This is a genomic window from Pseudomonas sp. GM55 (assembly GCF_000282395.1).
Classification (GTDB): domain Bacteria; phylum Pseudomonadota; class Gammaproteobacteria; order Pseudomonadales; family Pseudomonadaceae; genus Aquipseudomonas; species Aquipseudomonas fluorescens_CC.
This window is the reverse complement of record NZ_AKJJ01000061.1, coordinates 63,313-86,146: the sequence shown is the minus strand read 5'-3', so window position 1 is coordinate 86,146 and position 22,834 is coordinate 63,313. Positions and strand designations below refer to the sequence as shown.

The 22,834-nt window shown below is 59.8% G+C and carries 22 protein-coding genes; 10 read left to right on the top strand and 12 right to left on the bottom strand.

Features of this window, described 5'->3' with window-relative positions; genetic code table 11:
- Positions 1 to 109: 109 nt before the first annotated feature.
- Complete coding sequence (locus PMI31_RS17225) at positions 110 to 1,354, top strand: glutamine synthetase family protein (RefSeq protein ID WP_177323570.1); 1,245 nt, start codon at positions 110 to 112, stop codon at positions 1,352 to 1,354.
- A gap of 70 nt (positions 1,355 to 1,424) precedes the next feature.
- A complete protein-coding gene (locus tag PMI31_RS17220; RefSeq protein ID WP_008019462.1) occupies positions 1,425 to 2,807 on the top strand; it encodes an MFS transporter in 1,383 nt (460 codons plus the stop codon).
- Between the two features lie 64 nt (positions 2,808 to 2,871).
- Here PMI31_RS17220 and PMI31_RS17215 read toward each other — a convergent pair whose 3' ends face one another.
- The 4 genes from PMI31_RS17215 to flgA form a co-directional block, all read right to left on the bottom strand.
- A complete protein-coding gene (locus tag PMI31_RS17215) occupies positions 2,872 to 3,618 on the bottom strand; it encodes a flagellar brake protein (RefSeq protein ID WP_008019461.1) in 747 nt (248 codons plus the stop codon).
- 93 nt (positions 3,619 to 3,711) lie between these two features.
- Positions 3,712 to 4,179, bottom strand: coding sequence for a flagella synthesis protein FlgN (locus tag PMI31_RS17210; RefSeq protein WP_008019460.1), 468 nt, complete (start codon positions 4,177 to 4,179; stop codon positions 3,712 to 3,714).
- 48 nt (positions 4,180 to 4,227) lie between these two features.
- Positions 4,228 to 4,554, bottom strand: coding sequence for a flagellar biosynthesis anti-sigma factor FlgM (gene flgM / locus PMI31_RS17205; protein WP_008019459.1), 327 nt, complete (start codon positions 4,552 to 4,554; stop codon positions 4,228 to 4,230).
- Positions 4,555 to 4,721: 167 nt separating this feature from the next.
- Positions 4,722 to 5,480, bottom strand: coding sequence for a flagellar basal body P-ring formation chaperone FlgA (gene flgA / locus PMI31_RS17200; RefSeq protein WP_008019457.1), 759 nt, complete (start codon positions 5,478 to 5,480; stop codon positions 4,722 to 4,724).
- Between the two features lie 83 nt (positions 5,481 to 5,563).
- On the opposite strand from flgA, the gene PMI31_RS17195 reads away from it, so the two are divergent.
- Together PMI31_RS17195 and cheR are read left to right on the top strand one after the other, a co-directional pair.
- Positions 5,564 to 6,496, top strand: coding sequence for a chemotaxis protein CheV (locus PMI31_RS17195; protein ID WP_008019456.1), 933 nt, complete (start codon positions 5,564 to 5,566; stop codon positions 6,494 to 6,496).
- A 45-nt stretch (positions 6,497 to 6,541) separates the two neighbouring features.
- The gene (gene cheR, locus PMI31_RS17190; RefSeq protein WP_008019455.1) at positions 6,542 to 7,369 is read left to right on the top strand and encodes a protein-glutamate O-methyltransferase CheR; all 828 of its coding nucleotides are present in this window, start codon (positions 6,542 to 6,544) and stop codon (positions 7,367 to 7,369) included.
- A 48-nt stretch (positions 7,370 to 7,417) separates the two neighbouring features.
- Here the strand turns inward: cheR and PMI31_RS30805 are convergent, their stop codons facing one another.
- Complete coding sequence (locus PMI31_RS30805; protein ID WP_157213287.1) at positions 7,418 to 7,771, bottom strand: hypothetical protein; 354 nt, start codon at positions 7,769 to 7,771, stop codon at positions 7,418 to 7,420.
- Here PMI31_RS30805 and flgB point away from each other — a divergent pair.
- From flgB to flgE, 4 genes are read left to right on the top strand one after another with little or no spacing between them, the layout of a single operon-like run.
- Positions 7,736 to 8,143 (top strand): flagellar basal body rod protein FlgB, encoded by a 408-nt coding sequence (gene flgB / locus PMI31_RS17185; protein WP_007988729.1) that lies wholly within the window; start codon positions 7,736 to 7,738, stop codon positions 8,141 to 8,143. The two genes, PMI31_RS30805 and flgB, sit on opposite strands and share 36 nt — an antisense overlap.
- Positions 8,144 to 8,146: 3 nt before the next feature.
- On the top strand, positions 8,147 to 8,590 hold the full coding sequence (gene flgC / locus PMI31_RS17180; RefSeq protein WP_007980123.1) for a flagellar basal body rod protein FlgC: 444 nt from the start codon (positions 8,147 to 8,149) through the stop codon (positions 8,588 to 8,590).
- Positions 8,591 to 8,605: 15 nt separating this feature from the next.
- Complete coding sequence (gene flgD / locus PMI31_RS17175; RefSeq protein WP_008019453.1) at positions 8,606 to 9,328, top strand: flagellar hook assembly protein FlgD; 723 nt, start codon at positions 8,606 to 8,608, stop codon at positions 9,326 to 9,328.
- 31 nt (positions 9,329 to 9,359) lie between these two features.
- Positions 9,360 to 10,691, top strand: a complete 1,332-nt coding sequence (gene flgE / locus PMI31_RS17170) for a flagellar hook protein FlgE (RefSeq protein WP_008019452.1) — start codon at positions 9,360 to 9,362, stop codon at positions 10,689 to 10,691.
- Positions 10,692 to 10,868: 177 nt separating this feature from the next.
- Here flgE and PMI31_RS17165 read toward each other — a convergent pair whose 3' ends face one another.
- The 4 genes from PMI31_RS17165 to PMI31_RS17150 all read right to left on the bottom strand — a co-directional run bounded on the left by PMI31_RS17165 (position 10,869) and on the right by PMI31_RS17150 (position 18,348).
- Positions 10,869 to 12,128, bottom strand: a complete 1,260-nt coding sequence (locus PMI31_RS17165) for an OprD family porin (RefSeq protein WP_008019451.1) — start codon at positions 12,126 to 12,128, stop codon at positions 10,869 to 10,871.
- Between the two features lie 437 nt (positions 12,129 to 12,565).
- Positions 12,566 to 14,026: an efflux RND transporter outer membrane subunit EmhC gene (gene emhC / locus PMI31_RS17160; RefSeq protein WP_008019450.1), complete on the bottom strand. Its 1,461-nt coding sequence runs from the start codon at positions 14,024 to 14,026 to the stop codon at positions 12,566 to 12,568.
- Positions 14,026 to 17,187 carry an efflux RND transporter permease subunit EmhB gene (emhB, locus tag PMI31_RS17155; RefSeq protein WP_008019449.1) on the bottom strand — a complete coding sequence of 1,054 codons (3,162 nt, stop codon included), beginning with the start codon at positions 17,185 to 17,187 and terminating at the stop codon, positions 14,026 to 14,028. Before emhB ends, emhC begins: the two co-directional genes overlap by 1 nt.
- A 3-nt stretch (positions 17,188 to 17,190) precedes the next feature.
- Positions 17,191 to 18,348, bottom strand: a complete 1,158-nt coding sequence (locus PMI31_RS17150; RefSeq protein WP_008019448.1) for an efflux RND transporter periplasmic adaptor subunit — start codon at positions 18,346 to 18,348, stop codon at positions 17,191 to 17,193.
- A gap of 266 nt (positions 18,349 to 18,614) precedes the next feature.
- Here PMI31_RS17150 and emhR point away from each other — a divergent pair, with 266 nt between their 5' ends.
- Positions 18,615 to 19,247, top strand: a complete 633-nt coding sequence (emhR, locus tag PMI31_RS17145; RefSeq protein ID WP_008019447.1) for an efflux system transcriptional repressor EmhR — start codon at positions 18,615 to 18,617, stop codon at positions 19,245 to 19,247.
- 229 nt (positions 19,248 to 19,476) lie between these two features.
- On the opposite strand, the gene PMI31_RS17140 is transcribed toward emhR, so the two are convergent.
- Genes PMI31_RS17140 through PMI31_RS17130 form a run of 3 tightly spaced genes read right to left on the bottom strand, consistent with a single transcriptional unit; the run spans position 19,477 to position 22,063 of the window.
- Entirely contained in the window at positions 19,477 to 20,526 is a 1,050-nt protein-coding gene (locus PMI31_RS17140; protein WP_008019445.1) for an alkene reductase, read from the bottom strand.
- A 30-nt stretch (positions 20,527 to 20,556) separates the two neighbouring features.
- On the bottom strand, positions 20,557 to 21,723 hold the full coding sequence (locus PMI31_RS17135) for an MFS transporter (protein WP_008019444.1): 1,167 nt from the start codon (positions 21,721 to 21,723) through the stop codon (positions 20,557 to 20,559).
- A 37-nt stretch (positions 21,724 to 21,760) separates the two neighbouring features.
- Positions 21,761 to 22,063 carry an ArsR/SmtB family transcription factor gene (locus PMI31_RS17130; RefSeq protein ID WP_008019443.1) on the bottom strand — a complete coding sequence of 101 codons (303 nt, stop codon included), beginning with the start codon at positions 22,061 to 22,063 and terminating at the stop codon, positions 21,761 to 21,763.
- 170 nt (positions 22,064 to 22,233) lie between these two features.
- On the opposite strand from PMI31_RS17130, the gene PMI31_RS17125 reads away from it, so the two are divergent.
- Positions 22,234 to 22,812: an acyl carrier protein phosphodiesterase gene (locus tag PMI31_RS17125; RefSeq protein WP_008019442.1), complete on the top strand. Its 579-nt coding sequence runs from the start codon at positions 22,234 to 22,236 to the stop codon at positions 22,810 to 22,812.
- Positions 22,813 to 22,834: the final 22 nt, after the last annotated feature.

Here is a 22,834-nt window from a genome sequence, read left to right as displayed (position 1 = left end):
TAGTGTCATGACCACCGTTGGCCTGAGTTCACTCGCGCAGCGATTGACGGGCATTGATGAAGTTGAATGTGTCACGCCGGATTTGAATGGCGTTCCACGGGGCAAAGTGATGACCTGCGAGGGGTTTCTCGACGGTCGACGTTTGCAGATGGCGCGGGGTGTGCTGCTGCAATGCATCATGGGCGGATACCCGCCGGCGCGTTTTTACGGCAGCGACGATGGCGACCTGGCGCTGATCCCGGACCCTGCGCAAATCCACCGTCTGCCCTGGAGCCATCCGCCGCGGGCCTTCGCCATTTGTGACGCGGATGAACTGGGCACCACCACCAGCTGCAATCTGTCGACCCGTGGTCAGCTCAAGTCGGTGATTGCCCGTTATGCGGCCCGTGGCCTGGCGCCAGTGGTGGCGACCGAGCTCGAGTTTTTTGTCTTCGCACCCAACACTGATCCGACCCAGGCTTTTCAACCGCCATTGGGGTTGGACGGTCGTCGCGAGGATGGTCAGTCGGCGTTCAGCGTCAGCTCCAACAATGGGCTGCGTCCCTTCTTCCATGAAGTCTACGAATGCATGGCTGCGTTGGGTTTGCCTCGCGATACCTTCATGCACGAAATGGGCGTCAGCCAGTTCGAGATCAATCTGCTGCATGGTGATCCGCTGTTGCTGGCCGACCAGACGTTCCTGTTCAAGCACCTGCTCAAGGAAGTTGCACTCAAGCATGGTCTGAGCGTGGTGTGCATGGCCAAGCCGTTGGCGCATACGCCGGGCAGTTCGATGCATATCCACCAGAGCGTGGTCGAGATCGATTCGGGGCGCAACGTGTTCAGCGATGAGGCGGGGCAGGAGACGGCCACCTTCCGCCATTTCATTGCCGGTCAGCAAGCGTGCATGGCCGACTTCACCGCGCTGTTTGCGCCGAACGTGAACTCCTATCAGCGCTTGTGCCACCCTTACGCCTCACCGAATAATGCCTGCTGGTCCTACGACAACCGGGCGGCCGGCCTGCGTATTCCGGCCAGTCTGCCGGTGGCCCGTCGGGTCGAGAACCGCCTGCCGGGCGCCGATGCCAATCCCTATCTGGCGATTGCCGCCAGCCTGGCGGCGGGGTTGCATGGCATCGAGAACGCGTTGGAACCGAGCGCGCCGATCCAGGGTGAATTCGAAGTGCCGGACAATCTTTCGTTGCCGTGTACCTTGCATGCGGCACTTGAGCGTCTGAAACGTAGCCAGTTGGCCAGGGAACTGTTCGGTGCGGAATTCATCGAAGGCTACATTGCTTCGAAGACTCTGGAACTGAGCAGTTTCCTTGATGAAATTTCTCCCTGGGAACGGCGTGTTTTAGCCGCCCAGGCCTGACGATCCGTCGACATCCGGCTATCGTTTAGCGATAGCCGATTCTCACTGCAAGGAGCCGCTCGGAACGCCGATGCGCCAAATCTGGAAATCCTTTCGAGCGCTGTATTTCGCCTCGCTGATGATGTTGATCGGCTCGGGCCTGTTGAGTACTTACCTGGGCTTGCGCCTGGCGGCCGATCATGTCGACAGCCTGTGGGTCGGTGCCTTGATGGCCGCCAACTACTTCGGCCTGGTGCTGGGGGGCAAGATCGGTCACCGCTTGATTGCCCGGGTCGGGCATATCCGGGCCTATTCGGCCTGTGCCGGGATTGTCGGCGCGGCGGTGCTGGGCCATGGCCTGATCGATTGGCTGCCGGCCTGGTTGTTCCTGCGGGTGATCGTCGGCCTCGGCATGATGTGCCAGTACATGGTGATCGAGAGCTGGCTGAACGAGCAGGCCGAAGCCAGGCAACGCGGATTGGTGTTCAGCGGCTACATGATCGCCTCTTACCTGGGGCTGGTGATGGGGCAGCTGATTCTGGTCATGCACCCGGCGCTGGGGCTGGAGTTGCTGATGCTGGTCGCCCTGTGTTTCGCCCTTTGCCTGGTGCCCGTGGCGCTGACCCGACGGATTCACCCTGCACCCTTGCATCCGGCGCCCATGGAACCACGGTTCTTTATCAATCGCGTGCCACAGTCATTGAGCACGGTGCTCGGGGCTGGCCTGATCGTCGGTTCGTTCTACGGTCTGGCGCCGCTGTATGCCTCGCAGCAAGGGTTGTCCACGGAGCAGGTCGGCCTGTTCATGGGGTGCTGCATTTTTGCCGGGCTGGTGGTGCAGTGGCCGTTGGGCTGGTTGTCCGACCGCTACGATCGGGCGGTGTTGATCCGCAGTTTTGCATTCAGCCTGGCCCTGGCGGCATTGCCGTTGGCGATCATGCCGCAGGTGCCGCTGGAGGTTCTGTTTATCGCCGGTTTCGTCTGCTCGTTGGTGCAGTTCTGCCTGTATCCGTTGGCGGTGGCGTTCTCCAACGACCATGTCGAAGGCGATCGCAGGGTGTCCCTGACGGCAATGTTGCTGGTGACCTATGGCGTTGGCGCGAGTATCGGGCCGCTGGTAGCCGGCGTGCTGATGAAGTTGTTCGGCAGCCAGATGCTTTATGCGTTTTTCAGTTTCTTCGCGCTGGTACTGGTGTGGCGGATTCGCCCGAAAGCGGTGACCAACCTGCATCAGGTGGAAGATGCGCCGCTGCATCACGTGGCCATGCCGGACAACATGACGAGTTCACCGCTGGTGGCCTGCCTCGACCCGCGTGTTGACGAGCAGGTGGTGCAGGATCAGATGCACAGTCCGGTGAGTACCGGGCCAGAGCCTGAATCAGAACCTGAAACTGTCACCGAAACTGAATCCGATCAGCCGCCGGAAGATCCTGATACGGGGCGGGACCCAAACCTCAGCGAGGTCAGGCCTTAAATCCCGGGCACAAAAAAACGGGCAGTCACCGCAAGGGGGCTGCCCGTTTTTTTTTGGCGCTCTATCAGATGTCGTCTTTGTCGAAGCGGCGTGCTTCGCGTTGCAGCTGGTAGACGAAGCGTTCGACCTGACGCTGCACCAATCCGCTCATGTTGTGGAAGCGAACGCCGGCGAAGGTGGTGGAAATCTTTTCTTCGAAGTGCAGATAACGCAATTCGACCGGAGCGGTCATTTTGCCAAAGGGCAGGTCGGCGTTGAAGCGGTCGTACACCTGGCCCAGTTGCAGGCTGCCAGTGATGTCGCCGTCGAAGCGCAGTTTGCAGCCGGTCGCGGAAATATCCAGCAGCTTGCCGCTGATGGGGGCCTTGAGCTTTTCGCCGTCGAGGTTGACGTTGACCAGTTGTGCCAGCTTCAGTGCCGCACGGAACGCATTGCGGCGCTGGTGATACACCACTTCATCGGGCAGGGCGCCGCGATAGCAGCGGCTGTCACCGGATTCGTCGATGTTCAATTGGCCGTTGCTTTCCCAGGCAATGCGCACGCCTTCGTGGAAGCCTTCGACCTTGAACGGTTCGCCCGCCAGCAGGTAGCGCTCGCCATCGCGGGGGATCATTTCGTCCAGGGCAATCATGTTGCGGTCACGGTCCAGATCCACCAGATAGCTCTGGAAGCGCTGGCTGCGCTCGTGGAACGTGATGATCAGCGGGTCATGGCTTTCGAGCAGCTGGCGCAGGTTGCCGGAGATTTCCAAGGGCGTGGAGAGCACCTTGGGTGGCTGCGGAGCATCATCCACGGATAAGGCATTGGACACGGTTAATCAATCTCCAGACAAAATTTGACTACGGCTAGCCAGCATTTTGCCAGCATCTTTCGCGTCTTGGATAGAGCGGGCTCATCGAGCGGGCTAAGCCTGACTGAGCGGGCGTGGCTTAGCAAGCTTGGAGAATGTACCGCTGGCATCGTACAGCGCCGGGGTTTCACCGCCATTGAGGATTTTCAGCTGGGTGGCCGTAGCGGCCTGCTGAGTGAGGATCGACTGACCGTTGTTGGCGTTGATGGCCTGGCACTGGGCCAGGAGATCGGTCAACACGTCACTTTGCGCCAGCAACTGGTCGCCAATGCTCGACTGGCTGGCCAATTGCTCAAGACCGGCACGGTTGGTCGGCAGGTTGAGGCTGGCGAGAACTTCACTGCGCTTGCGGCCATGCTGTTCGAGCAGGACGACCAATGCCTGTTTCTGCGCCAGGATGTCCTCGAGCAATGGCATGTCGCGGCCATGCAATGCGAGGGATTCGGTCTGCAGTAATTCCAGCAAGTGTTGCGCTGGAGCAAAGTCGTCGGTGATCAGTTGCAGTAAATGAGTGTCGTGCATGGCTGGCCTTGGGTTTTAAGCGTCCAAAAGCCTGGCGCTGGCGGTGGCCTAGCGCTGGGCTTCGAAGTTGAGCAGTTTGCTGGCTACACGGTTGCTGTCGACCTTATAGCTGCCATCGGCAATCGCTGCTTTCAACTCGGCCACGCGGGCTTTGTCGACGGCAGGCTGATCGCGCAGCTTGTCAGTGACCTTCTGCAACTGTTGAGCCTCATCGCTGAGGTGTACCGATTCCCCGCTTTTGACGGTACCGGCCTGTTCGGCCGCGGACTCCAGCGGCGCGGGTTTGCCGGCTTCGGCGTTTTCCTTGCTGGCGCTGGTACGTGTACTGCCCGTAAGGGACGAGGAGCTGTTCAAACGGCTGAAATCGATGACCATGATAAAAAACCTCTGGGAATTTGGACGCTTGCCATGGTTTCGGCCATTCCCTGGAAAACTTTAGGTCCATTTATCAATGAACCTCGCGCGCGTCAGCGCTTGCCCTGCATGGAGCACAGTCTAGGGAACCGCCGCGGCAAGCGCCACATTCCGCTGAACAGAGAGCCTTACATGGACACTTCCACCTGCCCCGGCGCCATGACCTGTGCCTTGATGACTCGCTGGGAGTTGAGGTTTTTCACCCGGATCTGTTCGCTCAGGCTGCCGTTTGACAGGGCTTCGCCCGGCATGCGCACGCTGAGCGTACCGCTGCGGGCGGTAATCACCACCTGATCACCCTTGCGGATGACCTCGGCCTGTTCGATGTGCACCAGGGTAATCACCTGGTCGGCGACCGTTGGTCGGGTCAGTCGCTGCCCGATCGCCTGATCAAGGGAGGTCAGGTAGCCCTGGCTGATCAGGCTGATATCGCGCTCGCGCAGGACCACATCACCAGGCTCGACAATGGCGGCACGGCGCAGTGGCCGGGCGGTGGTCACGACATCGCGAAACAGGCGGACTTGAGCGGGCACGAAGACGGTCCAGGGGGCCGCGCCCTCGCAGCGGACCTTGACCGTGACCCGGCCCAACGGTTTGGGACTCTCAAGGGTTGCTGTCAATTCCTTGTCGCACATGGGCATGTGCATGCGCGGATCGAGCGGGTTGACCTGGATCTCGTAGCGACCTTCCGTTTGACTGGTAGCCAGATAGTCTTCTACGGTGAATTCAAGAAAGCCCTGAGTGACGCCGATAAGCATGTCAGGCAAGGTAACCGCGTCAGCAAGGGCAGGGCTGCCAGCGTTGAACAGGCAAACAGTCGCCAGCACGCCGAGCCATTTGCGGCAGGGTGTGGTCAGGCGTCGAAAAAATGTCGGTTCTGTGTTCATAACGATTAAAAAAGCAAGCGCCGTGCCGTTTAGTGATGAAGGCGCGTCGCAACAACACTTGGCGTTGGGGTAGGAGTCTGGGCATGGCTGGTGTAATGGATTCGGTAAACCAGCGCACGCAACTGGTGGGGCAGAATCGCCTGGAGCTGTTGTTGTTCCGTCTCGACGGTCAGCAGCTGTACGGGATCAACGTATTCAAGGTTCGGGAGGTGCTGCAATGCCCAAAATTGACGCTGATGCCCAAATCCAGTCCTGTCGTGTGCGGCGTGGCGAACATCCGGGGGGCGACCATACCGATCCTTGATCTGGCGATGGCCACCGGCTCCGGTGCTTTGAAGGACAAGAACAATCCCTTCGTGATCATCACGGAGTACAACACCAAGACCCAGGGTTTCCTGGTCCGCTCGGTGGAACGCATCGTCAACATGAACTGGGAGGAGATCCATCCGCCACCCAAGGGCACCGGACGCGATCATTACCTGACGGCGGTGACGCGGGTCGACAATCAGTTGGTCGAAATCATCGACGTCGAGAAAGTGCTGGCGGAAGTGGCACCGACGCCGGAAGCGATTTCCGTCGGCGTGGTGGATGTCGAAACCCAGCACAAGGCGCTTTCGTTGCGCGTGCTGACGGTCGACGACTCGTCGGTGGCGCGCAAGCAGGTCACGCGTTGCCTGCAGACGGTCGGCGTCGAAGTGGTGGCGTTGAACGACGGTCGGCAAGCGCTGGACTACCTGCGCAAACTGGTCGATGAGGGCAAGAAACCGGAAGAAGAGTTCCTGATGATGATCTCCGACATCGAGATGCCGGAGATGGACGGGTACACACTGACGGCGGAAATCCGCAACGACCCGCGCATGCAAAAGCTTCATATCATCCTGCATACTTCGTTGTCGGGGGTGTTCAATCAGGCGATGGTCAAGAAGGTCGGTGCCGATGACTTCCTGGCAAAATTCCGTCCTGATGACCTGGCATCCCGGGTAGTCGACCGGATCAGGGCAGCAGATATCAGCTAGGGGCCTGCGCCCCTGGCAGTCAACACGATTTAAGAGGCGGCATCATTGTCTACGGGTAATTTGGATTTCGAACAGTTCCGGGTGTTCCTGGAAAAAGCCTGTGGCATTTTGCTCGGTGAAAACAAGCAGTACCTGGTCTCCAGCCGTCTCAACAAACTGATGGAACAGCAAGGCATCAAGTCTCTGGGGGAGCTGGTTCAGCGCATGCAGACTCAGCCGCGCAGCGGTTTGCGCGAGCAGGTGGTAGACGCCATGACCACCAACGAAACCCTGTGGTTTCGTGACACCTACCCGTTTGAAGTCTTGAAGAACAAGGTACTGCCCGAAGCGATCAAGGCCAGTCCCGGCCAGCGCCTGCGCATCTGGTCGGCGGCGTGCTCCTCAGGCCAGGAACCGTATTCGCTGTCGATGTCCATCGACGAGTTCGAGCGGGTCAACATGGGCCAGTTGCGGATGGGCGTGCAGATTGTCGCCACCGACCTGTCCGGCACCATGCTGAGCAACTGCAAGACCGGCGAGTACGACAGCCTGGCCATCGGCCGTGGTCTGTCGCCCGAGCGCCTGCAGCGTTATTTCGACCCGAAAGGGCCGGGGCGCTGGGCGATCAAGGCGCCGATCAAGAGCCGGGTGGAGTTCCGTTCCTTCAACCTGCTGGACAGCTACGCGAGCCTGGGCAAGTTCGATATCGTGTTCTGCCGCAACGTGTTGATCTACTTCTCCGCCGAGGTGAAGAAGGACATCCTGTTGCGCATCCACAGTACGTTGAAGCCGGGGGGGTACCTGTTCCTCGGTGCTTCCGAAGCACTGAACGGTTTGCCGGATCATTACCAGATGGTCCAGTGCAGCCCGGGGATCATTTACCAGGCGAAGTGATTTCGTTGGTGTTGTCAAAAAAACGGGAGTCCTCAGGGGCTCCCTTTTTTATGCCTGCCGATATCCCACGGTTAACTCAATCCCATGTAGGAGCTGGCTTGCCAGCGAAGGCGTCGTGTCAGTCGATCTCAGCTTTTCTGGTCCACAGCTTTCGCTGGCAAGCCAGCTCCTACCTGGTGAGGTGGTGTTCTCAAGAAGGGTGCCAAGCGGCAGAAAAGCGGCATCCGGCGGAAAACCGTTGCCGCTTTTCTGGCATTGCCGCACTGCCATGGCCGGCAAAGCCCCGGTTTCCGGGCTTTTTTGAATTGGCATGGGGCTTGCTAAGTTGATCCTACGAAAAATCAGGTCACCCGAAGGTTTCCCGACATGAGCATCAGCTTCGATAAAGCGCTCGGTATCCACGAACAAGCCCTGGGCTTCCGCGCCCAGCGTGCCGAAGTCCTGGCCAACAACATCGCCAACGCCGATACCCCGAACTACAAGGCTCGGGATCTGGACTTCTCGAAAGTGCTCGCCGAGCAGAACGAGAAAACCAAAAACGGCACCTTCGCCTTGAACATGACCAACAGCCGTCATATCGAAGCTGAAGGTCTGGGCAATGGCGACGAGTCGTTGCTGTATCGCACGCCGATGCAACCGTCGATCGACCAGAACACCGTGGATGCTCAGCTGGAGCAGTCGAACTACGCGGAAAACGCGATCGGCTTCCAGGCCAGCTTCACCCTGCTCAACAGCAAATTCAAAGGGCTGGTATCGGCCCTGCGCGGAGAGTAAGCCATGTCTCTATCCAGTGTTTTCAACATTGCCGGTAGCGGCATGAGTGCGCAGACCACGCGTTTGAACACCGTCGCTTCGAACATCGCCAACGCCGAGACCGTCTCGTCGAGCATCGACCAGACCTACCGCGCGCGCCACCCGGTGTTCGCCACCATGTTCCAGGGCGGCCAGAGCGGCGGCAGCGACTCGCTGTTCCAGAGCCAGGACGCCGCCGGTCAGGGCGTGCAGGTACTGGGGGTGGTCGAAGACCAGAGCAACCTCGAGGCGCGCTACGAGCCGAACCATCCGGCGGCTGATGCCAAGGGCTACGTCTACTACCCGAACGTCAACGTGGTTGAAGAAATGGCCGACATGATTTCCGCGAGCCGTTCGTTTCAGACCAACGCCGAAATGATGAATACCGCCAAGACCATGATGCAGAAGGTCCTGACCCTCGGTCAGTGATAAGGGGCGACTCAGATGAGTGTTACCGATTCCACCAGTGGTTTGAGCCTCAAGGACATCCTGGCCAACTCCTCGATCAAGACCAACACCACGACTGATGGTCTGGCGTCGGCGACCGGCAAATCCACGGGCAACCAGGCGCTGGGCAAGGATGCGTTCCTGCAGTTGCTGGTGACCCAGCTGAAAAACCAGAACCCGCTGGAGCCCCAGGACAACGGCGCGTTCGTGGCTCAGTTGGCGCAGTTCAGCAGCCTGGAAGGCATTACCACGCTCAACGACACTGTGAGCGGCCTGGCCAGCAACTACAACTCGTCCCAGGCATTGCAGGCTTCGTCGCTGGTGGGTCGTTCGGTCATTGCACCCGGTGACAAGGCTGTGGTCGACACGTCGAAGAGCCTCAGCGGTACGGTGGTGGTGCCATCGTCGGTGGCCGCCGCCACCCTGAAGATCACTGATGCGGACGGCAAGACCGTACGCACCATCGACCTGGGCGCTCAGAAAGCAGGCAACGCCAGCTTCATCTGGGACGGCAAGAATGACGCGGGCGAAACGGTAGCTGCAGGCACTTACACCTTCGGCGCTACCAGCACGATCGATGGGCAGTCCGTGGCGCTGATCACCAACCTGCCAGCGACCGTCAACAGCGTGACCATCAGCCAGACCGGCGGTGAGTTGATGCTCAATCTGGCCGGGCTGGGCACCATCGCTCTGTCCAAAGTACAAACCATTGGTATGTAAAGCCGACTAACCCGGCACAAAGGAGTGGATCATGTCTTTTAATATCGGCCTTAGCGGTCTCTTTGCATCCAACAAACAACTGGACGTGACCGGCAACAACATCGCCAACGTCGCGACCACCGGTTTCAAATCGTCCCGTGCAGAATTCGAAGATGTTTACTCGGCAACTCGTCTGGGCACCGGCAGCAAGACCGTCGGCAACGGCGTGCGCCTGGCCAACATTTCCCAGCAGTTCGGCCAGGGTGACGTGAGCAACACCGGCAACGTGCTCGACATGGGTATCCAGGGCAATGGCTTTTTTGTCCTGAGCAATAACGGCTCGCTGACCTACACCCGTGCCGGTACGTTCAAGACTGACAAGGACGGCTACGTCACCAACAGCGACGGCACTGCCCGCCTGCAAGGTTATGGTGTGGACTCCAACGGCAAGATCGTCAATGGTGTGCTGACCGACCTGCGGATCGATACTTCCAACCTGGCGCCAAAATCCACCAGCCTGGTTTCATCGACCATCAACCTGAACTCCACCTCGCCGGTGATCGACCAGGCAGTAGCCGCCAACAAGTTCGATCCGTCCAAGACCGAGACCTTCACCAAGTCGTTCAGTACCCCGGTTTTCGATACTCAGGGTAACCAGCACCCCATGGATCAATACATGGTCAAGACCGGGCCGAACACCTGGGATACCTATACCCTGATCGATGGTCGCAACCCGGACGGCAGCGATCCCAAGGTGACCGCGCCGATCCCTTCGACCATGACGTTCGACGCCTCCGGCAAACTGGTCTCGGTCAGCACGCCGGTGACGCCACCCACCACGCCACCGACTTCGGTGATCAGCAGCGACCTGAAAATCGCCAACTGGACGCCGGGTACCGTGACCAATGGCGTGTGGACCGCCAACGGTTCTGCCGCCAACCCGGCCGGTGTGACCATTTCCATGGCCAACACCACCCAGTTCAACGCCGATACAGCGCGTTCGATTCCTTCGCAGAACGGTTACGCCACTGGCCAGATCACCAACCTGACCATCGACGGCAGCGGTGTGCTGCTGGCCAACTTCAGCAACAACCAGACCAAGCCGATCGGCCAGATTTCCCTGGCCAGCTTCACCAACGAGCAAGGCCTGCAGCCGGTAGGCGGCACCAGCTGGAAAGAAACCTACGTGTCGGGCATCCCGGGCTACGATGCTCCGCAAACCGGCACGCTGGGTTCGATCGTTTCCAACTCCCTGGAAGAGTCCAACGTCAACCTGACCAACGAACTGGTCGACCTGATCAAGGCGCAGAGCAACTATCAGGCGAACGCCAAGACCATCTCCACCCAGAGCACCATCATGCAGACCATCATTCAGATGACTTGATGCGTGTTGGTTGAGGCTGCTTCACAAAGAGCCCCTCGAGAGAGGGGTTTAGTGAGAGGGTCAGCCTGACCGAAAAGCCCTGCAAGCGTAAACCTGCAGGGCTTTTCGGTCGGGCTGACCATGCACTTCTGTGTCCGGTGTTTTTCTGTAGAAGACTCGCGATAGCGGTAGTGAATTTTACAGCAGGCTGATCGGGTAGCTGATGATCAGGCGGTTCTCATCGAACTCGTTGTTGCTGTAGTCGCGACGCATGGTCGAGTTGCGCCATTTCACGTTCAGGTCTTTCAGCGCACCGCTCTGCACGGTGTAGCCCAGTTCCGATTCACGCCCCCATTCCTTGCCATCGGTGATGCTGCCGGTGTGCACATTATTGCCACTGATGTAGCGATTCATCAGGGTCAGGCCCGGTACGCCGAGGGCGACGAAGTTGTAGTCGTGGCGCACTTGCCAGGACTTTTCCCGAGCATTGTCGTAGCTGGAGTTGTAGCTGTCGTTGGCCAGTGTGCCGCCGCTGGTGCCGTTGACCCGCATCCAGGCGTTATCACCGGTGAGTTTCTGCAGGCCGACGTAGAACGTGTTGCCGCCGTACTTGGCCGAGAACAAGCCATACAGGGTTTTGTTGTCCAGCTCGCCGGCCCGGGCGCTGCCGTCATCCTTGCCGTAGAAGAAACCGAGGTTGGCGCCCAGAGTCCAGTCGCCAAGCGGTTGGCTGTGAATCAGGTTGATGAACTGCTGGCTGTAGATGTCCTTGAGCTCGGCGTTCCACAGACCGATCTGGGTACGTTTGTCGTTGAACACGTATTCACCGCCCTCGAAGTTGAAACGGTCGGAGGTGAACGCGGCTTTGCCGGTCATCGACATGTCGCTCATGCTGCTGTCGTCGCGTGGGCTGTTCTGGCGGAACTGGCCGCCGTAGAGCGTCAGGCCATTGATTTCCTTTGAGGTGATCTGGCCGCCGCGGAAAGTTTGCGGCAACGAGCGACCGTCGTCCGAGCGCAGGATCGGCAACACGGGCATCCACTCGCCAACCTTGACTTCGGTCTGCGACAGCTTCGCCTTGAATGCCACGTTGGTGCGGCCGAAGTTGTCCGCCGGGCGGCCGTCGTGATCCAGCGGCAGCAGTTGCGTACCGCCGGTGCCTTTGCCGCCGTCGAGCTTCACCGAATACAAACCGAGCACATCCATGCCGAACCCGACGGTGCCCTGGGTGAACCCGGATTTGGCGTCGAGGATGAAACTCTGCGTCCATTCTTCAGCCTTGCCCTGGGCCTTGGTCGGATTGGTGAAGTTGCGGTTGATGTAGAAGTTGCGCAGGTTCAGGTTGACCTTGGCGCCTTCGACAAAACCCGGCTCTTCGGCGCAGGCGGGCAGGGCGGCACTGGCCAGGGCGGCGGCGATCAGGCCGGGAACGAAATAATGCGCGGTGGAAGGCGTCATGGGCTCGGGTCTCTCTAATTCTTGGGGATGAAGCAGGGTGATGCCGCAACCCGGGGTTGCAGACGAACATTGCAAATCAGCACAAACGAAGCGGGTCAGCCGGAGAGGGCGGGGCGCGGGGGCATGGTGTCGAACCTGTTGTTATTGGTTTTGTGGGGCGGATGGTGAATTGAATGTACTAGATGGTTCAATCGGTGAAAGCAGGTTTTGGGCGATTATCGAACGCAAGATTGGCCAGGGTTTTGTGGTGACGGTACTGGCCTCATCGCGGGCAAGCCCGCTCCCACAAGGATTGATGTCGTTTACTTAATTTGTGCTCGACACCAAAACCTGTGGGAGCGGGCTTGCCCGCGATGAGGCCATACCTGACAACACAAATTTTCTCGCAGCCAACAAAAAGCCCACCAAAAGGTGGGCTTCTCGTATTCACAGCGCTATCAGAAATACTTCATCTTCGGCGCTTCTTCTTTCAACGGCTCGTTCTTCGCCGTCTGTTCGTTCCAGCCACCACCCAGGGCCTTGTACAGGTTGACCTGGCTGACCAGTTGCGCCAGACGGTCAGTGATCAACACCTGTTGCGCACTGAACAACTGACGCTGGGCATCGAGGAAGGTCAGGTTGCTGTCGACACCGATGCGGTAACGACGCTCGGCCAGGCCGTAGTACGCCTGGTTGGCGCTGACGAAGTCTTTCTGTGCCTGCAACTGCTGGACGTAGGTCTGGCGGGCGGCCAGGCCGTCGGCGACTTCCTGGAAGGCCGTTTGAATGGACTTCTCGTAGTTCGCCACGCTGATGTCTTTCTGGATTTTCGAGTAATCCAGGCTGGCGCTCAGGGCGCCGGCGTTGAAGATCGGCAGGTTGATCTGCGGCTGGAACAGCCAGGTGCCCGAACCACCCTTGAACAGACCGGACAGGTCGGGGCTCAGGGTACCGGCATTGGCGGTGAGGCTGATGCTCGGGAAGAATGCAGCCCGTGCCGCGCCGATGTTGGCGTTGGCGGCCTTCAGGTTGTACTCGGCTTGAAGGATGTCCGGACGACGCTGCAGCAGGTCCGACGGCAGGCCGGGTGGAACGTCGCTCAGCAGGTCGTCGTCAAGTGGCTTGGCCGCTTGCAGGTTGGCCGGGACTCCAGTACCGAGCAGCAGCACCAGGCTGTTCTCATCCTGGGCGACCTGACGGGTGTACTTGGCCAGTTGCGCACGGGCGTTTTCCACCGAGGTGCGCGACTGTGCCAGGTCCAGGGCCGAGGCGACGCCGACTTCGTTGCTGCGGGCGGTGAGCTTGTAGCTCTCCTCGAAGGTGGCGAGGGTGTCCTGGGTCAGCTTGTACAGTTCCTTGTCGGCCTGCCAGGTCAGGTAGGCATTGGCCACACTGGCCACCAGGCTGATCTGCGTGCTGCGACGGCCTTCTTCGGTGGCGAAGTACTTCTGCAACGCTTCTTCGTTCAGGCTGCGAACCCGACCGAACAGGTCGAGTTCATAGGCGCTGACCCCGACCGTGGCCGAGTAGGAACTGACGATGCCCGACTGACCCGTTTGCGAGGAGTTTTCCGGAACCCGCTGACGGCTGCCGGTGCCGTTGGCCGAGACAGCCGGGAACAGATCGGCACGGGAGATGCGGTACTGAGCCGCAAACGCGTCGATGTTCAGGGCCGCGACACGCAGGTCCCGGTTGTTTTCCAGGGCAACCTGGATCAGCTGTTGCAGCGCCGGGTCATGGAAAAACTGCTTCCAGCCCTGCTCGGCGGCAGCTTGCGCCGGTGCCTGGGCCGGCGAGTACGCCAGGCCCTGCGGGTACTGCCCCGCCACCGGCGCTTCGGGCTGCTGATAATCAGGTATCAGCGAGCAACCACCGAGCACGAAGGCGGCGACTGCCAGGGAGAGTAGCGACTTGCTCATTAGCCAGCCTCTTTAGAAGTTTCAATAGCGTCATCCTGGTCGGCGATTTTACGCTGGCCAATGGACGACACGGTGACGAAGAACAGCGGGACCCAGAAGATCGCCAGCACAGTGGCCGTGATCATACCGCCGATCACGCCGGTACCGATTGCATGCTGGCTACCCGAACCTGCCCCTGTGGAAATCGCCAGTGGTACCACACCCAGAACGAAGGCGAGCGAGGTCATGATGATCGGTCGCAGACGCATGCGGCAGGCTTCGATTGCCGCATCACGCAGGCTACGCCCTTGTTCGTGCAGTTCCTTGGCAAATTCGACAATCAGAATGGCGTTTTTCGCCGCCAGACCGATAGTCGTCAACAGACCTACCTGGAAGTACACGTCGTTGGACAATCCGCGCAGGCTGGTGGCCATCAGTGCACCGATGATCCCCAGCGGTACCACCAACATCACCGCGATCGGAATCGACCAGCTTTCATACAACGCCGCCAGGCACAGGAACACCATCAGCAGCGACAGGGCGTACAGCGCCGGCGCTTGCGAACCGGACAGACGTTCTTCATACGACAGGCCGGTCCAGGAAATACCGACACCCGCCGGCAGTTTCTTGGCAATGGCTTCGACTTCGAGCATGGCTTCACCGGTGGAGTAACCCGGTGCCGGGGAGCCGAGGATTTCCATCGCTTCCACGCCATTGTAGCGAGCCAGTTTCGGCGAGCCGTAAATCCACTCGCCCCTGGCGAACGCCGAGAACGGAACCATGGTGCCGCTGGCGTTGCGCACGTACCACTTCTGCAGGTCTTCAGGGCCCATTCGAGCGCCTGGCCTGCCTTGCACGTAAACCTTCTTCACTCGACCGCGGTCGATGAAGTCGTTGACGTAGCTACTGCCCAGGGCAATCGACAGGGTGTTGTTGATGTCGGCGATGGTAATGCCCAGGGCACTGGCCTTCTCGTCATCGATTTCCAGCTGGTATTGCGGCTCGTCGTTCAGGCCGTTCGGACGCACCTGAGTCAGAATCTTGCTTTGCGCGGCCATACCAAGGAACTGGTTTCGCGCTTGCATCAATTTTTCGTGGCCGATACCGGCGCGGTCCTGCAGGAACACGTCGAAACCGGTGGCGTTACCCAGTTCCAGTACCGCCGGTGGCGCGAAGGCGAACACCATGGCATCGCGGAAGGTGAAGAAGTGCTTCTGGGCACGGGCCGCCACCTTGAACACGTTGTTGTCGGCGTTACGTTCGTCCCAGGGTCTGAGCATGATGAACGCCATCCCCGAACTCTGGCCACGGCCGGCGAAGTTGAAGCCGGTCACGGTAAACACCGAGTTCACCGCATCGCCTTCGCCGCCGTCCTTGCCCGGGCGCAGCAGGAATTCACGCATTTCATCGACGACCACTTGGGTACGCTGGGCCGTGGAACCGGCCGGGGTTTGCACCTGGGCGAACAGTACACCCTGGTCTTCCTCAGGCAGGAACGCCGTTGGAATGCGGCTGAACAGCCAGATCATACCCACCACGATCAGCAGATACGCCAGCAGATACGGGATCTTGCGCTGCAGGATATTGCCGACACCGCGTTCGTAGCTGCGAACGCCGCGGTCGAAATTGCGGTTGAACCAGCCAAAGAAACCGCGTTTCGGGGTGCCGTGCTCGCCTTTCGGAATCGGCTTGAGCATGGTGGCGCAGAGCGCCGGGGTGAAGATCAGTGCAACCAGTACCGACAGGGCCATGGCCGAGACGATGGTGATCGAGAACTGCTTGTAGATCACACCGGTGGAACCGCTGAAGAATGCCATTGGCAGCAGAACCGCCGACAGCACCAGGGCGATACCGACCAGTGCGCCCTGGATCTGGCCCATGGACTTCTTGGTGGCTTCTTTCGGTGACAGGCCTTCTTCGCTCATCACCCGTTCGACGTTTTCCACCACGACGATGGCGTCGTCCACCAGCAAGCCGATGGCCAGCACCATACCGAACATGGTCAGGGTGTTGATGCTGAAACCGGCGGCCGCGAGGATCCCGAACGTACCGAGCAATACCACCGGCACGGTCATCGTGGTGATGATGGTGGCACGGAAGTTCTGCAGGAACAGGAACATCACCAGGAACACCAGGGCGACCGCTTCGACCAGGGTGTGAACCACGCCCTTGATCGATTCGGTTACGACCGGAGTGGTGTCATACGGGAACACCACTTCCATCCCTTGCGGGAAGAACGGCTTGAGGTTGTCGATGGTCGCGCGCAGGGCCTTGGCGGTATCGAGAGCGTTGGCACCGGTGGCCAGTTTCACGGCCAGGCCGGAAGCCGGAGCACCGTTGAACTGGGCGTTGATGCTGTAGTTCTCACCCCCCAGGCCGACTTCGGCAACATCCCTCAAGCGAACCTGGGAACCGTCCTTGTTGACCTTGAGCAGGATCTTGTCGAATTGCTCCGCAGTCTGCAGGCGGGTCTTGCCGATGATCGTCGCGTTCAACTGGGTGCCGGGCAGGGCAGGCAGGCCGCCGAGCTGACCGGACGACACCTGGACGTTCTGTGCGGCGATGGCGGTTTTGACGTCGATCGGGGTCAGGTTGAAGTTGTTCAACTTGGCCGGGTCGAGCCAGATACGCATGGCGTACTGGGAACCGAACACCTGGAAGTCGCCGACACCGGCGGTCCGCGAGATCGGGTCCTGCATGTTCGACACGATGTAGTTGGACAGGTCGTCCTTGGTCATGCTGCCGTCACGCGACACCACGCCGATCACCAACAGGAAGTTCTTCACGGCCTTGGTGACGCGGATACCTTGCTGTTGCACTTCTTGCGGCAGCAGCGGGGTGGCCAGGTTCAGCTTGTTCTGGACCTGAACCTGCGCGGTGTCGGAGTTGGTGCCTTGCTCGAAGGTGGCGGTAATGGTCATGGTGCCGTCGGAGTTACTTTCCGACGAGACATAACGCAGGTTGTCGATACCGTTGAGCTGTTGCTCGATCACCTGAACCACGGTGTCCTGAACCGTTTGTGCCGAAGCACCCGGGTAGGCCACGGAGATGGCGATCGCTGGCGGCGCAATGCTCGGGTACTGGTTGATCGGCAGTCTGAGGATCGATAGTGCCCCGACCAACATGATCACCAGGGCAATTACCCAGGCGAAAATCGGACGGTCGATAAAAAATTTCGACATGGTTTACTCCCCTTTGCCGCCAGAGGCTTTATCAGCTACCTGGGCGGGGGCCGGGTTCTTTACGGCTACGTTGGTCGCTTCACTGACCTTGACTTCGATGCCAGGTTTGACGAATTGCAGACCTTCGGTGATCAGGCGATCGCCGGCCTTCAGGCCGTCTTCGATCAGCCATTGGTTACCGACGGTGCGGTTGGCCTTGAGTTGACGCAGTTCGACCTTGTTGTCCGGGCCGACGACCAGTGCGGTCGGCGTACCTTTGAGGTCGCGGGTCACGCCTTGCTGCGGGGCCAGGATCGCCGCGCTGTTCACACCGGCCAGCAACTTGGCGTGCACGAACATGCCGGGCAGAAGGGTGTGGTCAGGGTTCGGGAAAATGGCGCGCAGGGTGACGGAACCGGTGGTCTGGTCAACCGAGATTTCGGAGAACTCCAGCTTGCCGTCCAGCTTGTAGTCGCTGCCGTCTTCGAGGGTCAGCTTGACCGAGGCCGCGTTGTCGCCGGCTTTCTGCAGGCGACCGCTTTCCAGCTCACGGCGCAATTGCAGCAGCTCGACCGAGGACTGCGTCACGTCGACGTAGATCGGGTCGATTTGCTGAATCACCGCCATCGCATCGACCTGGGCATTGCTGACCAGCGCGCCTTCGGTCACCGAGGAGCGGCCGATGCGGCCGGTCAGCGGGGCGTAGACCTTGGTGTAGCGCACATTGATCTGCGCGGTTTGCAGCGCGGCTTCCGATTGCAGGCGGTTGGCTACTGCGGTGTCGTATTCCTGACGGCTGACGGCTTGTTCGTCGACCAATTGCTTGTAGCGGTCGGAAATCGACTTGGTCGAACGCAGGTTCGCTTCCGCGCTGGCGAGCGTTGCTTCATAGATCGATGGATCGATCTGATAGAGCTGCTGGCCGGCCTTGACGTCGCTGCCTTCCTTGAACAGGCGCTTGAGAATGATGCCGTTGACCTGAGGACGGACTTCGGCAATGCGGAATGCACTGGTACGGCCGGGCAGATCGGATGTCAGGGTGAAGGCTTGAGGTTGCAGAGTCACGACGCCGACCTGAGGTGGTGGGGCGGCCGGTGCTGCCTCTTCCTTTTTGCATCCGCTGAGCAGCGATGCCAGGGCGACGGCGGCGACCAGAGCGGTAACAGCTGGCTTGAATTGCATGAAAATCCTCGGGTCAGGCGCGTAAAGAACGCACTAGAAAGGTGGAAGGTTGAAAAGTGTATGCCGAGTGGATAAGTAGCTTGCTAAGGAATATACTTACGTACATGGCTGTTTGTAAATACCCAGGCTGCGTATCAACGCCGTTACACAAGCCGTTTGAAGGTTGGAATTGTAGGCCGGGGATGAATCCCTGGAACGTTCGCCCCACTTTGTATTCAGCTGATATTCAGACATCGCTGAAGCACCCTGATTGAGGTTGTACTGCCATGGTCCGTCGTACCAAAGAGGAAGCTCAGGAAACCCGCGCGCAAATTCTCGTGGCGGCCGAAAAGGCCTTTTTCGAGCGAGGCGTGGCGCGCACGACCCTGGCGGACATCGCGACCCTGGCCGGCGTCACTCGCGGGGCCATTTACTGGCATTTCAGCAACAAGGCGGACCTGGTACAGGCCATGCTCGACAGCTTGCATGAGCCCCTTGATGAACTGGCCAAAGCCGCCGAGAGCGAAGACGAACTCGACCCGCTGGGCTGTATGCGTCGGCTGCTGATTCATTTGTTTCATGACGTTGCACTGGATCCCAAGACCCGGCGTATTAACGAGATTCTTTTTCATAAGTGCGAATTCACCGATGAAATGTGCGACCTGCGCCAACAACGGGTGTCGGCCAGCCTCGAATGCAATGTACGAATCGGCCTGGCCCTGAGTAATGCCGTGAATCGCGGCCAGTTGCCGGAAAACCTCGATACCGCCCGCGCCGCAATCAGCTTGCATGCTTATATAGATGGCATCCTGTACCAGTGGTTGCTGGCCCCCGACAGTTTTGAATTGCACACCGAAGCCGAGCGTTGGGTTGATACCGGACTGGATATGCTGCGCTTGAGCCCCAGCCTGCGCAAATGAAACAAAATGTGTAATAGGCTCGGCGTGTGTCAGCCGGGGGGCTTTTTGACTCGATGTGCCGTAATGGGGTGCTTTTATATACGCACCCCGGGCGGGATGACAGGTAGCAAGCTCAGTATTTTGTAGGGATTTTGTGTCGAGTCTGTGAGAGATCCGTATATCGCTCCTACAGGCAGTAAAAAGCCCCGGCTCTTTCGAGTCGGGGCTTTTGGTTTTAAACGGTTGCCGGTTACAGCGTCGGGTAGTCGATGTAACCAACCGGGCCCTTGGCGTAGAACAGTTCCGGACGCGCTTCGTTCAGCGGCGCGTCAGCCTGCAAACGTGCCGGCAGGTCAGGGTTGGCAATGAAAGGTACGCCGAAGGCGACTGCATCAGCCTTGCCGCTGGCGAGCAATGCGTTGGCACTGTCCTTGGTGAAACGCTCGTTGGCAATGTAGGGGCCGCCGAAGGCTTCCTTGAGTTGTGCGCCGAGGCTGTCGGCACCTTCTTTCTCGCGCGAGCAGATGAAGGCAATGCCACGCTTGCCCAGTTCGCTTGCGACGTAGGTGAAGGTTTCAGCCAGGTTGTCGTCGCCCATGTCATGCAAGTCAGCGCGTGGCGACAGGTGCACACCCACGCGGCCGGCACCCCAGATTTCGATGGCGGCGTCAGTCACTTCCAGCAACAGGCGCGCACGGTTTTCCAGGGAGCCGCCGTAGTTGTCGGTGCGCTGGTTGGTGCTGCTTTGCAGGAACTGGTCGAGCAGGTAACCATTGGCGGCATGGATTTCCACGCCGTCGAAGCCGGCGGCCTTGGCGTTCTCGGCACCGACGCGGTATGCGTCGACGATGTCGGCGATTTCAGCGATTTCCAGGGCGCGCGGGACAGGAAAGTCGGCCAACGGACGAACCAGGCTGACGTGGCCCTTTGGCTGGATGGCGCTCGGGGCGACCGGGGCTTCACCGTTCAGGTACAAACCGTGGGAAATGCGACCCACATGCCACAACTGCAGGAAGATCTTGCCGCCCGCGCCATGGATGGCCTTGGTCACGTTGGACCAGCCACGCACCTGATCGTTGGACCAGATGCCCGGGGTGTCCGGGTAACCGACGCCCATCGGGGTAACCGACGTGGCTTCACTGAGGATCAGCCCGGCGGAGGCGCGCTGTACGTAGTACTCGGCCATCAGCGCGTTTGGCACGCGACCTTCGTCGGCGCGGCAGCGGGTCAGTGGCGCCATGATGATGCGGTTGGCCAACTCGAGGTCGCCCAGTTTGATCGGATCGAAAATAGTCGTCATTTAATGCAACCCTCGTGAGGTAATGGTCTGTCAGTTGGTAGCAGGGGCCAGATCGGGATTGCCGCTCTGACGGAAAGTCATCAGGGTCACCAGCAGGGCGAGTACCGCCAGGGCCGCCGCGGCGAGGGGCACGCTGGTCAGGCCGAAGCCGTGGGCGATCACGCTGCCGCCGACCCAGGCACCGAGTGCGTTGCCGATGTTGAAAGCGCCGATGTTCAGGGTCGACACCAGGTTCGGTGCCGCTTTGCCGAAGGTCACCACGTTCACTTGCAAGGCCGGTACGGCGGCAAAGCACGCGGTGGCCCAGAGGAACAGGGTGATCTCGGTCGGGATCAGCGCGACGCTGGTCCAGGTCAGCACGGTGGACACCACGGCCATGGTGATGAACACACCGATCAGCGTGGCGGCCAGGCCTTTGTCGGCCATCTTGCCGCCGAGGATGTTGCCGACCGTCAGGCCCAAGCCGATGAGCATCAGGGTCCAGGTCACGCCACGGGGCGAGACGCCGGTGACTTCGCCCAGCAGCGGCGCGACGTAGGTGAACAGGGTGAACACCGAGGCGGCGAACAATGCCGTCATGCTCAGGGACAGCCAGATGCCAGCGCCCTTGAGCGCAGCCAGTTCGGCGCGCATGTCGAGTTTTTCTTCATCACGCTTGGCCGGCAGGAAGCGGATCAGACCGATCAGCGCGATCACACCGATCACAGTCACGGCCCAGAAGGTCGAACGCCAGCCGGCTTCCTGACCGAGGGCGGTGCCCAGCGGTACGCCGAGGACGTTGGCCAGGGTCAGGCCGGTGAACATCAGGGCCACGGCCGAAGCGCGTTTGTTTGCAGGCACCAGACCGGCAGCCACGACAGAACCGATACCGAAGAAGGCGCCATGACAAAGGGCCGTCACCACACGGGCGAACATCAGCACGTTGTAGTCACTGGCCACTGCGCAGAGCAGGTTGCCGATAATGAAAATGCCCATCAACGCCACCAGCGCAGCCTTGCGCGGCAGTCTGGCGGTGGCCAGCGCCATGAACGGCGCGCCGATGGCCACACCCAGGGCGTAACCGGTCACCAGCCAGCCGGCACCGGGAATCGACACACCGAGGTCAGCCGCCACGTTGGGCAGCAGGCCCATGATGACGAACTCGGTGGTGCCGATGGCGAAGGCGCTCAAGGCCAGGATGAGTAGCGAGAGGGGCATGGGGTAATTCCTTTTTTAAGCTGGCTGACGTTAAGGGTCAGAGCTCTTTACTGAAGGTTTTGAGGAACTCCTGGATGGTTTCCTCGTTGCGTTTGAAGAAATGCCACTGGCCGACTTTGCGGCTGCTGATCAGGCCGGCGCGTTGCAGGGTCGCCAGGTGTGCGGACACCGTGGATTGCGACAGGCCGCAACGCTGATCGATCTGCCCGGCGCAAACGCCGTGCTCGTTACTGTGGGACTGGTCGGGAAATTCGACGGTCGGGTCCTTGAGCCAGTGCAGGATGTCTCGCCGGACTGGGTGTGCCAGGGCTTTTATTATTTCGTCGAGATTGATGGTCATGATGTGGGCTCGTGATGTTTAAAACGCTATATCGCGATGAAGCGAACTTTAAATCGGTATTTCGCGATATACAAATATGATTTGGCTCTGACCAGCTCACATTTCGGTATATCGAGTTATAACGATATGTTGAGTGTAACAAGGCAATGGGGCAGTGCTAAGCTGCGCCCATGAACTATCTCGCACATCTTCACCTCGGTGGCCAGCGTCCTGGCCAATTGCTCGGCAGTCTGTATGGCGATTTCGTCAAGGGACGGCTGCAAGGGCAGTTCGCTCCGGAAATCGAGGGGGCCATCCAGTTGCACCGCAGCATCGACGTGTTCACCGATCGCCATCCGCTGGTGGATGTCGCGTTGTCGCGTTTTTCCCTGACCCGTCGTCGCTACGCGGGGATCGTGCTCGACGTGTTTTTCGACCATTGCCTGGCCCGGGACTGGGCGCTGTATGCCGACCGGCCCCTGGCGTTGTTTACCTCGGACGTTTACCGGGTGCTGTCCAGCGAACGGCAATTGCCGGGGCGGCTGGCGCAGATTGCGCCGCACATGGTGGCCAATGACTGGTTGGGTTCTTATCGGGAGTTCGAAGTGCTGGAGCAGGTATTGCGCGGGATCTCGCGACGCCTGACCCGGCCGGAGGAACTGGCGGCGGCGATGCAAGAGTTGCGGCGGTTGTATGAACCGTTGAGCGAGGACTTTCGGTTGTTCTATCCGCAGCTGCAGGATTTTGCCCGGAACTATCCAACAACATAAAACCCCTGTAGGAGCGAGCAAG